At 45.0% G+C, this 13,410-nt stretch carries 12 protein-coding genes and 2 pseudogenes; 9 read left to right on the forward strand and 5 right to left on the reverse strand.

Annotated elements, in window-relative coordinates:
• Positions 1 to 415: 415 nt before the first annotated feature.
• The 5 genes from PKHYL_RS02085 (at position 416) to PKHYL_RS02105 (ending at position 4,113) form a co-directional block, all read left to right on the forward strand.
• A complete protein-coding gene (locus tag PKHYL_RS02085; RefSeq protein ID WP_240365864.1) occupies positions 416 to 718 on the forward strand; it encodes a hypothetical protein in 303 nt (100 codons plus the stop codon).
• Complete coding sequence (locus tag PKHYL_RS02090) at positions 631 to 2,049, forward strand: hypothetical protein (RefSeq protein ID WP_240365865.1); 1,419 nt, start codon at positions 631 to 633, stop codon at positions 2,047 to 2,049. Before PKHYL_RS02085 ends, PKHYL_RS02090 begins: the two co-directional genes overlap by 88 nt.
• 471 nt (positions 2,050 to 2,520) lie before the next feature.
• Positions 2,521 to 2,943: a hypothetical protein gene (locus tag PKHYL_RS02095; protein ID WP_240365866.1), complete on the forward strand. Its 423-nt coding sequence runs from the start codon at positions 2,521 to 2,523 to the stop codon at positions 2,941 to 2,943.
• Positions 2,910 to 3,422, forward strand: coding sequence for a hypothetical protein (locus PKHYL_RS02100; RefSeq protein ID WP_240365867.1), 513 nt, complete (start codon positions 2,910 to 2,912; stop codon positions 3,420 to 3,422). The genes PKHYL_RS02095 and PKHYL_RS02100 overlap by 34 nt, the downstream gene beginning before the upstream one ends.
• The gene (locus tag PKHYL_RS02105; protein ID WP_240365868.1) at positions 3,406 to 4,113 is read left to right on the forward strand and encodes an OmpA family protein; all 708 of its coding nucleotides are present in this window, start codon (positions 3,406 to 3,408) and stop codon (positions 4,111 to 4,113) included. Before PKHYL_RS02100 ends, PKHYL_RS02105 begins: the two co-directional genes overlap by 17 nt.
• A 133-nt stretch (positions 4,114 to 4,246) precedes the next feature.
• On the opposite strand, the gene nagZ is transcribed toward PKHYL_RS02105, so the two are convergent.
• The gene (gene nagZ, locus PKHYL_RS02110; protein WP_071002356.1) at positions 4,247 to 5,332 is read right to left on the reverse strand and encodes a beta-N-acetylhexosaminidase; all 1,086 of its coding nucleotides are present in this window, start codon (positions 5,330 to 5,332) and stop codon (positions 4,247 to 4,249) included.
• 566 nt (positions 5,333 to 5,898) lie between these two features.
• Between nagZ and PKHYL_RS02115 the strand changes: the two are divergent.
• Positions 5,899 to 8,067: pseudogene (locus PKHYL_RS02115) on the forward strand (carboxy terminal-processing peptidase).
• A gap of 558 nt (positions 8,068 to 8,625) precedes the next feature.
• On the opposite strand, the pseudogene PKHYL_RS02120 reads toward PKHYL_RS02115, so the two are convergent.
• Positions 8,626 to 9,112, reverse strand: a pseudogene (locus PKHYL_RS02120) (FKBP-type peptidyl-prolyl cis-trans isomerase).
• 322 nt (positions 9,113 to 9,434) lie between these two features.
• On the opposite strand from PKHYL_RS02120, the gene PKHYL_RS02125 reads away from it, so the two are divergent.
• Genes PKHYL_RS02125 through PKHYL_RS02135 form a run of 3 tightly spaced genes read left to right on the forward strand, consistent with a single transcriptional unit; the run spans position 9,435 to position 11,446 of the window.
• Positions 9,435 to 10,319 carry a M61 family metallopeptidase gene (locus tag PKHYL_RS02125; protein WP_240365869.1) on the forward strand — a complete coding sequence of 295 codons (885 nt, stop codon included), beginning with the start codon at positions 9,435 to 9,437 and terminating at the stop codon, positions 10,317 to 10,319.
• On the forward strand, positions 10,294 to 11,271 hold the full coding sequence (locus tag PKHYL_RS02130; protein ID WP_240365870.1) for a M61 family metallopeptidase: 978 nt from the start codon (positions 10,294 to 10,296) through the stop codon (positions 11,269 to 11,271). Before PKHYL_RS02125 ends, PKHYL_RS02130 begins: the two co-directional genes overlap by 26 nt.
• Complete coding sequence (locus PKHYL_RS02135) at positions 11,255 to 11,446, forward strand: hypothetical protein (protein WP_240365871.1); 192 nt, start codon at positions 11,255 to 11,257, stop codon at positions 11,444 to 11,446. Before PKHYL_RS02130 ends, PKHYL_RS02135 begins: the two co-directional genes overlap by 17 nt.
• Before the next feature lie 194 nt (positions 11,447 to 11,640).
• On the opposite strand, the gene copM is transcribed toward PKHYL_RS02135, so the two are convergent.
• The 3 genes from copM to PKHYL_RS02145 all read right to left on the reverse strand — a co-directional run bounded on the left by copM (position 11,641) and on the right by PKHYL_RS02145 (position 13,327).
• On the reverse strand, positions 11,641 to 12,306 hold the full coding sequence (gene copM, locus PKHYL_RS02140) for a CopM family metallochaperone (protein ID WP_240365872.1): 666 nt from the start codon (positions 12,304 to 12,306) through the stop codon (positions 11,641 to 11,643).
• The gene (locus tag PKHYL_RS17055) at positions 12,303 to 12,425 is read right to left on the reverse strand and encodes a hypothetical protein (protein ID WP_269778224.1); all 123 of its coding nucleotides are present in this window, start codon (positions 12,423 to 12,425) and stop codon (positions 12,303 to 12,305) included. The genes copM and PKHYL_RS17055 overlap by 4 nt, the downstream gene beginning before the upstream one ends.
• A 287-nt stretch (positions 12,426 to 12,712) precedes the next feature.
• Positions 12,713 to 13,327 carry a pseudouridine synthase gene (locus PKHYL_RS02145; RefSeq protein ID WP_071002351.1) on the reverse strand — a complete coding sequence of 205 codons (615 nt, stop codon included), beginning with the start codon at positions 13,325 to 13,327 and terminating at the stop codon, positions 12,713 to 12,715.
• Between the last annotated feature and the right edge of the window lie 83 nt (positions 13,328 to 13,410).

Raw genomic sequence — 13,410 nt, forward strand, 5'->3', positions numbered from 1 at the left:
AGGAAAATCCTTAGGCCGCGCCTGATAGGTGACAATGCAATAAATGGCAATGCGATAAATGACAATGTTCAAAGCCTAAGCGTTAGGGCTGAGTAAAAACAAATATGACCATTAATTAATATATTCATACTAAGTTAAGATATTGATACTAAGTTCAAGTTGCTCGTAACGTAATTAGTTAATACCAACAGCAGTTATGCTGATACAAATATCTATTATGTGACAAAACGATGCATTTTTATGCTTTTATAGTGAGTAATGTAGCAGTGTATCATGTGAGATAAGTGAAACCGCTATATAGACGTCGATGCCGCTAAAGAACGCTTGACAGTTTCAGGGTAAGTAGCCGTATATACAACGAACAATAAGTGCTTAATTTTTGCGGATTCAAAAAAGTCGAGAGAGGCAGTGATCCATGAGTATTATCGATCAATTAGAACAGACCGTCACCCCCGCTATATTGGGCGAGCATAATCGCAGTGATAGCGTGGCTTATATCAGCTTGCTTGAGCAGTTTTATGCCATTTTAGCCACGCGCTTAGCGGTGCCACAGGTCTACTCACAACTACTTCGTAACGATCAGGTGATGGCTAATGACAGTATTGCCGAGCGGCCTTTATTTGAGCAGCTATGGCAAGACCAAGTACTACAAAAACGGTTATCCAAGAGCTGTCAGCCGCGCATCATATTGATGAGTCGATCACTGCTCAATTGCTAATTAATGCAGCATCCTTAGCCTATCGTGAGCTAAAGGTTTTGGCCAATGGACAGTTTTTGCCAGCATTCTTGCAAGGAGAGCAGTCGACGCTGCGCCCATATTTACCTATATGGTCAGCGTCCGTTATCACTGCTACTCAAGGCGCTGGACACGAATCAATGTCAAACTTTGTCGCAGATGTCGCAGATAATGGTATCGCGCCATCAAGTGATACCCTACCGAATAAATTTAGTGAGCCTGATCTAAGTACTGACGCAGTCGCTGCAACGACAGCTACTACAGCCGCTTATGTGGAAAACGCTAATATAAGCGCTACTGACGCATTAAATGACGATGAGCATTTTGGTGACAGTAATGACGCTATCCATGCCAGTCCAGCAGCTCATCACTTGGCAGAAAATAGCAACGTCAAGCGAGAGCGCGTGCGCACTCGCAATCAGCGAAACGACCTACTGATGCGAGTATTTTTATTGATAGTAGCACTGGCTGCGATGGCACTGGCTGCTTGGGCATTATTAATAAAACCCAAAAGCGACCTACCAGTAGAACCGGTTGCTGTCGCGCCTGTGGTTACTCCAGCACCGCCACCAGCACCAACGATGACTCCCATCGATTTCATCGTTGGCGTAGATGATAGTGGCAACCTCTATACTTGTAGCGCGACGGTCGGTGATGCAGCGCTACAAAGCTCTTTACAACAGGCACTCAATACGAGCTTTGGCGAGCAGGCGAGTATATGTGAATTTACCGTACAGAATGGAATAGCAACTACTATCGCAAACATGCCTGCGGAGATATTGCCCAATGTTCTGACCATGCTCAGATCGACACCGTTCGCCCGTCTACACTTACAAAACGATCGTCTGACAGTAGAGGCGCCGGATGACATGCTACTACAACAATTGGTCACAAACGTACGTAGTTTAGCACCAACCATGGCAGTCGATAGTACTGCGCCATTGCCACTGCCTAACAACAGTAATGGTGATACGACATATGGTATGGCTGGCACTAATGGCGTAAACAATCAACTCGGCGATGGAATAGGCGCTAATAACCAATACAGTAATGACGGCATGAGCAATGGTACTGGAGAATATCAAGCCGCTGATGATGACACAGGTGATCGCGTGATACCTGCGCCACTACCTAACAATAATGATGGATTTAATAATAATTCCAACAACGTACCTGCCAATGTTCCAAGTAATATTCCTAGCAGCGTCCCTTCTGGTAATAGACCGAGCAGACCGTCAGGCCCTATTTCTGAGTCAGAAGTAGATGACATGGCGAGCAGTGTCATCGTTGCTGAACCAGCACAAGTCAGGTAGTGAGTCGTATAAAGTACATTTAAATCGACTCAGTTCGAATGTACTTTCAGAACTTTTAGAAATAGTTCAAAAGTTAAGCAAGGGAGCGGTATGAATTTGTCATACCGCTTTTTTGATTTTAACTGTTGCTTAGCGTACGTATTTAAGATCTGGGCATCAAAAATGGTGCTACTTCACCAAAAAAAGCAGATTCGCGGAACTGAGTATCGCATTCTCTTAATTTGTACTCCAAATGCCTGTTGGGTTATGAATGTATAGTTACGCGCACCAATTAAAACATTACTTAACGTATCATTTGCACAACAACGTATCGACTGTGAAAACACCTTTAACAATTCTATAATATCCAAAATCAATCATAGTGGCCTGATAAATCTGACTTGACAGAGTAAACAGCCGCCACGTTATTAGATGATTTTATGCTTTAGAGAATCGAACAATATAAATAAAAATTAAGGGGAGAGTTGTATTATGGATATTATCAGTCATTTGACACGCACAGTCAGCCCAGCCGTATTAGCAGATGATCATAGTCCTGCTAAGCAAAATCTACTTGAGCAATTTTATGCAATTTTTGCTGCTCGCCTCGCGAATAATGATACCTATAGCCGTTTTGCTAATGAGAATATCGCTCGTGATGATAGTGCTTTTTATGATCGTGTATGGACAGAAGGGGCTCACCGTGACCAAATCTCTCGTGAGCTCGCTAATGCACATGGTGTCGATGAGACAGCTTCTCGTGGTCTGATTGCTATGGCAGCGCCGCTTGCTTTTCACGAAATCGAAAGCTTGGCTGGTACTACCCCTGTACCGCAATTTCTCAATGACAATCTCAACAGTTATCAGCATCATATCCCTACATGGGCAGGGCTGTCTTACCTGCGAGCGCGATAGCAGCGAAGCCTGCTGCGGCGCCTATATCCGATACGGTCAGTACCGCGCCACTACAGAAAGAAAAAGAGCCACAAGGCAGCTTTATGAAAGCCCTATTACCGATTATCGGTTTGATTATTTTGGGTGCATTGGCTTGGGCTTTATTAAGAGGCTGTCAGGAGAACCCTGAGCCTGTTGCTACGCCGATAGCTACCGCGCAGCAAGACGAGCAAGGTAATGAGCAAGCAGTAGTAGCAACTGACATCGAGCCTGCCTCACTCCGTATCGCCACTGGCGAAAATGGTGAGCTATACGCTTGCCGCATGAGCGTAGGCAACGAGACGCTACAGACCAATGTAATGAATGCACTAACTGGTGCATTCGGCGATGAAGCCAATAAGTGCCGCGCTGATGTCGATGATAATTTTGCCATAGATATGGCAGCTGCTGCACAGCTTACTACGATATTGCCGATCGTTAAAAATGTACCCGAATGCTAGCATGGTGATTAAAGGAGATACCATCACGGTCAATGCACCTGATGATGCGGTATTAGCCCAATTGGTGTCTGATCTACAAGCCGCTGCACCAGCGATGATGGTAGAAGCTGAAGGGCCGCTCGATCTGCAAGGTGAGATTGACGAGAGTGTGGCTGCTGCAGATGCTGCAATGACCAATCTTGGAGAAAATCCAGACCCACGTGATGTTGCACGTGCTTTGAGTATTCAGGTGATCAATTTCCAAGTAGATGAAGCCGTCATCCCTGAGGTCAATAAAGCCATTTTAGATCGCGCGGCAAAAATTATCGATGATGTGCCTGACTTGAACCTAATGATCATCGGTCATACTGATAGTCAAGCGTCTGATTCTTACAACATGGAATTGTCTCAAGAGCGTGCAAACGCGGTCAAAGAGTACCTAGTAGGTCAAGGTGTTGACGCGAGCAAGCTCAGCACCAAAGGCATGGGCGAGTCAGACCCTATCGCGGATAACTCAACCGAGCAAGGTCGTTTCCGCAATCGCCGAATTGAGTTTGTGGTTAATGATGAGATGGTCGATTTAAATGATGGCATGATCATCAACAGCGACTCGCTTGACCCAGATTTGAATCCGCTAGACAGTAATAATGATGATCTGCTATCTGATGGTGATGATGCGACGCAAGGTACTGCGGTAGATCCAACGAATTAAGCAAAAATCATCTAATTTGGTAGTAGTTAAGTCTAAAAAACCGCACCTTAACGTGGACCGACCCCCGTAAGTTGTGTCCAACTTACGGGGACGGTTCAGCCAAATTTTTCAACGGTTTCGTATGAATACAAGGCTACTTATAATCAGTAGGGTCTTTTGATTCATTGGCAGGTTTATCAGCTTGTGTATCAGACTCAACGTTAAAAAAGCTCTGAGTAACATTGTTCTTTGCTTGTTGCCAATAATCAAACTGCTGGCAAGTAGACTCAAGATCACCTTGCCACTTTGGTATATTGCCGCACATGGTTTTGATACGCCTCTGGTTAGGATAGGGTAGTTCTTGCGCCGCCGCCGCCGCTTCATGCGCGGCAACACGATCGTTACACACCAGTGCAATATCGCAACCAGCTTCAATGGCAGCTTTTACGCGCGCGCTGACATCGCCAGCGGCCTTTGCCCCTGCCATTGATAAATCATCAGAGAAAAGCACACCATCGAACGCGAGCTGATCACGAATGATATCTTTTAGCCAAATTTTAGAAAATCCTGCGGGTTTGTTATCTACTTGCGAAAAAATCACATGGGCTGGCATCAAAGCATCAAGCAGTGACAACGTTTGCGCAAAAGGTTGCATGTCACTATTGATGATCTCGTCCAAGCTACGTGTATCGATGGCCTCTGATACATGAGAGTCAGGAGCGATAGCGCCATGACCAGGGAAATGCTTGCCAGTGGTGGCCATGCCAGCCGCTTTCATGCCGCGCATAAACTGCGTGGCTAGGGCAACGATTGCTTGTGGCTCCTGATGAAAGCTACGGTCACCGATAACTTGGCTGATACCATCTCTATCCAGCACGGGCGCAAAGCTCAAATCAATACCTACCGCCATCACTTCGGCTGCCATCAGATAGCCACAGTCGTATGCGCAGCTGAGCGCACGGCTTGGATCGTGATTGAATAACTCACCAAGCCTACCCATAGCAGGTAGCGGTGTGAACCCTTCACGCAGCCGTGCGACTCGTCCGCCTTCTTGATCGACACCGATTAATATATCTGGGTTGTGGTACCGGATATCGTCACATAATGCGCGTACTTGGGCCGCATCAGCGACGTTGCGTCCAAACAATATGACCCCGCCAATCTGTGCTTGTTTGATCAAGCTGACGTCTTCTGCGGTCAGTGCGGTATTATCGATATCAATCATTAAAACGCCGTACATTGCGTCATCCTTATTTTTTTGTGTATTGTTATATTATGGGGTTGACCGATCATCGATGTCCAATCGCTTAGCAGTCATTACTCATGCACTTTATTATGACAGTTATTATCAATTGAGCCTAATGTGGCAGATTATTGGCATCAAATCAATTTGTGGGTAGTCGGCGAATTAATGCTAATAGCCTTAAGTCGCTATGTGTGATAAAAGTGAGAGAAAGTTTGGTATGTGCAGGCGTTGCGTGTAAGATTGCTTATACAGTTTGAGACAGTTCAGTATTTATGCACATGATAATATTGATTTTTGACTATATATCAGGATTCGATAATAAGCGTCAGAATCTATATATAAAGGCGACGGAATAATAAAGCTATAGCGTTGTAAGCTCATAGTAATAAGTAAGCTAAGGCAAAGTAAGACAGACATTGAGCAAAAACAGACGACAGTCATGGGCAATAATACATTCAGCAGTTTTTAATTTTTATAACACAAATAATATCACTAACTTCAAATAACTAGGTACATATGATGAAAAACAACCAGCACAGTGGTTACTCAGTGCAGCGTCAGTGGGCATCGCCGGTATTATCCTGACACAAAGCTACGGTACTGCCGTAGCAGAAACCAATACGGGAAGTTTTGTTCAGACACCTGAGCAAAAGGTCACTACTCGCCAAGTTGCCGCTTTGCTGGATCGCAGTCATTACCTTAATCAGCCATTAGATAGTAAAAAAGGTCGCGAAATCTTATCAATGTATATTGATAGTCTCGATCCAAACCATACCTTATTTTTGCAATCTGATGTCGATGAGCTGAAGAAAAAGCACGCCGATGATTTTGGCACGCGCCTCAAGCAAGGCGACCTATCTGCAGGGTAGAAGTCTTTGATCGTTATCGCAAACGCTCAAACGAATACTTTGCCATGGCAACCAAGATGCTCAAGAAAGATATTGATTTGACCGGTGATGACACTATCATTCTTGATCGTGAAAATCTCGGACATTTCAAAACCAAAAAAGAGCAGCGTGACTATTGGGAACGTCAGCTAAAGTTTCAGCTGATGAGTATTACGCTGGGACAAGAAGACGAAAAAGCCAAAGAAAAAGTGTTTTTGAGCAATCCAGATATCACTCGTGGACAGGACTTGGTACGCAACGATGAACGTACGCCAAATGAGATTTTGCAAAATCGTTTGTCGCGTCAGCAAGAGCAGTTTAAGCGTCTCAAAGATGATGAAATCATGGAGACGATTCTAAACACCGCCATGCTGACCTATGATCCGCACAGTAACTACTATGCGCCGATTCAGGCAACTGAGCTGCAGATTCAGTCGAGTTTGCAGCTAGAGGGTATCGGTGTTTCTATCCGTCCTGATCGTAAAAAATCCAGATTACACCCGTATCGTGACCTTAGTCGATGGTGGTCCAGCGGCCAAATCTGGCCAAATCAAGCCCAATGACTTGATCGTGGGTATCGCAAAAGATGGCGAAACCATGACGGACGTGGTTGGCTGGTCAACGCGTGAGATCGTCAGCTTGATTCGCGGTAAGCGCGGTACGTCTGTCACGCTCAAGCTGCGTCAGCCTAATACGCCAGATGCCAGTGCCCGTACAGTCACCGTTGTGCGTGATATTATCCAGCAAGAAGAGTCAGGCGTGACTCAGCGAGTGGTCGAGGTGCAGCGTCCTAATATCGACAAAACACCAAAACGCATTGGCGTTCTTGAGATACCGAGCTTTTATCTGAACTATCGTGCCCGCCGTAATGGCGAGGACTACCGTAGTGTCAGTATCGATACTGAAAAAGCGTTAAAAAAATTGAACGAAGAAAATATCGATGGGCTCGTGGTGGATTTGCGCAACAACCCTGGTGGCTCGTTAGATGAAGTTGCCAAAATGCTAGGATTCTTTATTAAAAGCGGTCCATTGGTACAGATTCGTGATAACCGCGGCAATGTCCAAGTGTACCGCGATAATGATGGCGGCGAGCAGCTCTATGACGGCAAAATGGTCGTCCTAACCAACCTAGCATCGGCCTCAGCCAGTGAAATTTTGCCGCTGCTATTCAGGATTATGGTCGTGGATTGGTGGTTGGTAGCACAACGACAGGTAAAGGCTCTGCGCAGATTCAACTGGATAGCTTGGCGTTAGGCTCTGCAACTTTAACTCAGCGTAAGTTCTACCGTATCACAGGTGGTAGTACGCAGAATAAAGGCGTGGTACCTGATGTTGAATTGGTCAATATCTATGATGATGCGACCTTTGGCGAACGCGCCCAGAAAAAAAGCCTTGCCTTGGGATACCATCAGAACGGCGCCTTATAAGCCTGAAGGGAAGTTTACCAATGACACTTTAGCGACGCTCAATCAGCAGTCTAAAATTCGCCAAGAGAAAAATCCGCAGTTTGTGTATCTATCAACGCTGAATGATATTCGTAATATGGATGATGAGAAAAAACCAGTTCGTTTAGATATTAACAGCCGCCGAGCCAAAATGCAGCTGATTGAAAAGCGTTCGCTAGAAGCCGAAAACAGACGTCTGATCGCTACTGGTGAACGCCCCTATTCTAATTGGAATACGTATCAGGCCGCGATGGATGCAAAGTTTGAAGAGCGTAGCCGTATGAAAGCTGCTGAGCGTCCAGAGCTGCCAGAAGATGAAGCCTTTATTAATGAAGCGGCCTACCTAATGCTAAGTGCTGAACCCAAGACCTTACTCAGTCCTGAAGAGAAACTATAAGGGGTTAGGGGTTATACGATAGCTAGTATTACCATGTAAGCATATGCTTACATGGATTGACGTTTAGACCACTTACTAGTGATAGGACAATCTGCGATTATAACTGTACGGCACGATTCATTGATACTAGGGATTGGTATCTTAAGGTCGCATCAGGGATAAGTGGTTTGCTGATTAGGGATGATAAGGCTGGATGCCTGTCAGTTATGAGATACCCCGGGATTAGGTATCACATAACGCTAACATGGATGAGTTGGTAATAAAAGCCGCATGACGCTTGTCGTTATGCGGCTTTGTTATGTCTGGATCTAAGAATTATTTCTGGCGCTAGCTTACGCTTCTTTGATAGATTTGTGAGAATGGCTATTGAGCTTAAGGATGCTCACAGAAGCGCAATGAATGCTTCATTGTTAGAACGCTCTTTTATCTACATCTAATCAATCAGCACTTATGACAGACATAAAAAAGGCCAGTAGACAGTGCTACTGGCCTTTTTGATGAGAAGATAAGCTCAAATATAACCTATTCTCTAACCGTCTCACGATACTCTAGGAGAGATTAGTGCTCAACGCCACCTGCGCCATGTATATGGCCGTGGTTTAGTTCGTCTTCAGTTGCTGCACGTACTTCTTGAATTTCAACATCAAACGTCAAACGCTTCCCAGCCAACGGATGGTTGGCATCAACAGTTACTTCTTGGTCGTTTACGTCAGTGACTGTCACTAGCATCACTTGGCCACCAGCTTCTGACTGGAACTGCATACCAGGCTGGATATCATCAACGCCTTGGAAGTTTTCGCGTGGTACGCGCTGTACCGCTTGCTTTTGATACTCGCCATAGCCATCAGCAGGCTCAACCACTGCGTTGACTTTTTCGCCAGCAGATTTGCCTTCTAATTGTGATTCTAGGCCTGGGATGATGTTGCTGTGACCGTGTAGATAAGCAAGTGGCTGACCTTCTGGAGACTGGTCAAGGATATTGCCTTCGTCGTCTTTTTAATGTGTAATTGAATTTGACGGCAGTGTCTTTTGCGATAGTAGTCATAAAATATCCTAAGTATATCTATGTAAAAAATTAAATACGGTTGCAATAAACCTAAAAAAGCCAATCAGCAAGCCAAATAGCCACAGTATTAGTCAATTATCATCAGTTTATTAAAGTAACTTTAGCAGTTAGCATCTTTAATTGAGATGGCGTATATAAGTTTCAAGGCAAAAAACATAAAAAATGCCAATTAATGCCACAATTTATCATAATAACTGCTATTTTCTATAGTTAATCGATAACTACTGGCCACTCAGGGTTTGGGAGTTGCGTTTTTGGGAAGGACTCCTAACATAACAATAAAATAAGGATGAGAGATACTATGACTGCATTTGCCGATAATACTAATAACCAGCTAACGAGCGACGTTTCAATCAGCCATGATGATATCAATAATACGGCTGATATCAGCTACCAATTCGATTTTGCCCGTTTTTCTGAGCATTTGGTGGATGTGTCACTGTCCTTTACGGCAACAGCTAATACCCCTCAGCTCTGGCTACCAGCATGGATACCAGGCAGTTATCTGATGCGCGAGTTTGCTCGCAATATCACCGCTGTACATTATCGAGTAACAGACAGCCAAATAAAAGAAGGTGACGATTTTTCTGAAACTTATCGTGCACAAAAGGTAGATAAACATACGTGGCAACTCCCCACTATCACAGCAGGACAAAGGGTAGTCGTCGAATACGAAGTCTACTGCTACGACCTATCGGTACGTACTGCCTATGTCGATCAGCAGCGTCTGTATGGTAATTTTACCTCACTTGCACTCGCGGTCGACGGGCAAGAGCAGATTCCTGTACAAGTCAGCTTGATTGTTCCGGAGTCGTTTTTGTTAGATAAAGAAGAAAGTCATGTAATCTTGGCATGTGGTTTGGCATCTACGCATCTGCGCGTTGATGGTCAGAGCGAAGATAAACGGCACTGTTATCAATTACGGGCAGATAATTATCATGAGCTGATTGATTACCCTTTTGAGATTGCAGCACAGAATAAATTTGATTTTATTATTCATGACAGTCAGCATCAGACGCTTCATCACAGTTTTTATCTCTCAGGCAAGCATAGTGCCAATATGGGCAGGCTACAGCAAGACGTCACTCAGATTTGTCAGACTTATCTAGACTGGCTGGGGGATGCACCCTTTCATGATTACACCTTTATGACGTTTGCCAGTGGTCAGGGATTACGGCGGACTTGAGCATATCAATTCTACTAGTCTGATTACCCCGCGCCGTGACTTACCAAATGCTGATGAGCCAAAAATACCGAGCACGGATTATCAGCGGTTTTTGGGCTTGTGCAGTCATGAGTACTTTCACTCGTGGTGGGTCAAAACCGTGCGCCCTGATGTCATGGTTGATGTTGATCTACGCCGTGAAGCGTTCACGCCGATGCTTTGGGTATTTGAAGGATTTACGTCTTATATCGATGATTTTATGCTGCAAGCATCTGGCGTGATCGATAAGTCAGACTATCTCAGGTTACTAGCGGAACAAATCAATCGCTACTATCAAACGCCTGGACGCGATAACCAAAGTGTCGCAGAGTCAAGCTTTGATGCGTGGATTAAGCTGTACCGTAGCGATGAAAATACGGGCAATGCTGGTATCAGTTACTACAATAAAGGCGCATTGGTGGCCTTGTGTCTGGATTTGATATTGCTAAAAAATACCAATAATCGCTATCGTCTATTCGATGTGGTCAAAGCGTTCTATACCCAAGCAAAGCAAAATGACAGCAAGCGTATCGGCATCAATAGCGCGGATATGGGCGACGTGATTGGGCAGTTTATGCCGATAGCGGAATGGGAGGATTTTGAACGCCGTTACGTCAACGGCGTAGAGGAACTGCCAATTGAGGCGCTGCTGCTCGCAAACGGTATCAAAATGCAGGTCAATACCAAAGAGACTGCGGATAAGCATGTCCCATGGGGTATGCGCTGCAATGAGACACCCGCTGGACTCAAAATCAATCGGGTGAACCGCGGTAGTGTGGCTGCCAAAGCAGGTATCTCAGCCCATGACATCATTATCGCGATTGATGGCATCAAGGCGGATAGTAAGCAGCTAGCATCGCTGAGTAATGCAGCGCGCACTGTTGAGTGTCATCTGTTTCGCCGCGATGAGCTGATGTGTGCAAGTGCAACCTGAGGCACTGCCACAAGCTGACGGGGATGACAGTGATATGCCTGAAAAAGCATTTCCTCATAAGGTCAGTCTGCGCTTAGTAAAAGGTGCTCCAACGTTAGCAGATCATAGCGATCCTAAGCAAGCAGAATCCGCTTGGGAGCCATGGCTGGATGTGATGAAGCGTCAGTCAGCATAGTGACATCGAGAGATAGTAGTGACATCGAGAGATATAAGTAGCAAAGCAAAACCCCCTAATAAGCAAATATGGTTATTAGGGGGTTCAAGTAATAGCTGAAAGGTTTTTTGGTATGCTGAATGGCTAGCTACTCTTCCTTGGTTTTAGTATCAGGGTCCTCACTGGCAGACTTCTCGTTTGCAGTAGTGTCGCCGTTAGGCTCGCCAACCCTCAGCATTATCGTTTTCAACATCGCTCGTCGCTTTAAGCGCGACAATCCAGTTTTGCATGAGCTCAATATCTACTTGCTGAGTATCGATGATATGCTGTGCCAATTGACGCATTTCTTCATCAGTACCGTATTCGAGCTCGATTTTTGCCATATCTACGGCGCCAATATGGTGTGGTAGCATGCCACGTGCAAATGCCATATCCGGCATAGGATCAGCAATACCCAATGTCATCTCACCATGCATGCTTTCCATGCCCTTAGCGTAGGCCTGTTGCATAGCAGCGGTATTGGGCTTAGGTTTGGCTGCGTCAGGATGGCTGGCAAGCCATTTGTTTAGGATATCAATCTCAGCTTGCTGCGCCGTGATGATATCTTGAGCAAGCTGGCGCATGGCATCATCTGTACCGTACTTTAGCTGAATTTTTGCCATATCTATCGCGCCGCGATGATGCCCAAGCATGCCTTTGGCAAACGCGGTATCAGGATCGTTATAACCCATACCGATCATCATCTCATCATGCATACTGGTCATGGACTTTGTGTAGTCTTTGAGCATATCCGTCATCTGAGTGTCATCTGTGGCGTTTTCGCTATCTACCGATGTATCGTGGCTCATATTCTCATGCTCAGCATGAGTCATGTCAGTCATTGGCGGGTGGCTTCTTCTACAGGCGCTGATTGACTATCTGCTGCTGGCTGACACGCACCTAATAGCAGTGCAGTAGAAATGCTGGTGGCCAACAGAACAAAACGATGAGAAGCAATCATGATATATCCCTACTATAAGAAGACCAAATGATAAATAAATGAGGTCTATTTTACATAAATAATGACGTGCTGAATCTTAACAGATAAACCTTACCCATTCGAGACGCTATGTTTAACAAGAAGTAATATATTTACTTTAAATGAAAATATATGTCGGTATAGTCGAACCACTATTAAAGTGTTACAGCGTTAGACTCGTTTAGCCTACTACTGTAGTACTTGCAATCGTCTGCCTTGTACCACTTTTAATATTGATTGACTATAGCTAAGCGTTTAGACGGGACAAATTAATAGCTGATACCCAATTGCTGATAGTGCTGACTAGTTAAGTGAATGCGCACAAACTCGCCAACTGCTATGTCACCTAATTCAAACCCTGCCACCGACCAACGTATCAAACGTAGGCAGGGCAGACCAACATGCGCGGTCATTCGTCTGACTTGACGGTTTTTACCTTCATAAATTGTCAGCATCAACCATGAGTCCGGTACGCTTTTACGCTCACGTATCGGCGGATGACGTTGCCAGAGCGCCATCGGTAGCTCATCTTCACTGACGTGTTTAACCTCAGCAGGCAGAGTTTTGCCATCTTTGAGCGTCACGCCACGTTTGAGCTGATTGAGTTGCTCAGCAGTAGGAATGCCCTCAACCTGTACCAAATAAGTCTTACCTTGCTTACGTCCAGCATTGGCTTTTGGCGGATGGGTAATTGCTTTATTGACTCGGCCATCATCGGTCAGAATAAGTAACCCTTCGGACGTTGCATCAAGCCTACCAGCAACTCGCAAAGACTTATCAGTAAAGTACTGCGATAGGGTGACATGGTCATTGTTACTATCGTCTCTGAACTGACTTTGCACCCCATAAGGCTTATTGAACAAGATGAGACTAGAAGTCGGCATAAAGTGATATTTCCTGAAGGTAAATGAGTGATTAGCAGTCTTGGCTTATGTTTAATCAAGCAAAGTCAGTACTAAAAAATAAG

It is taken from the genome of Psychrobacter sp. KH172YL61, from assembly GCF_007182895.1.
In the GTDB taxonomy this organism is placed as follows: domain Bacteria; phylum Pseudomonadota; class Gammaproteobacteria; order Pseudomonadales; family Moraxellaceae; genus Psychrobacter; species Psychrobacter pacificensis.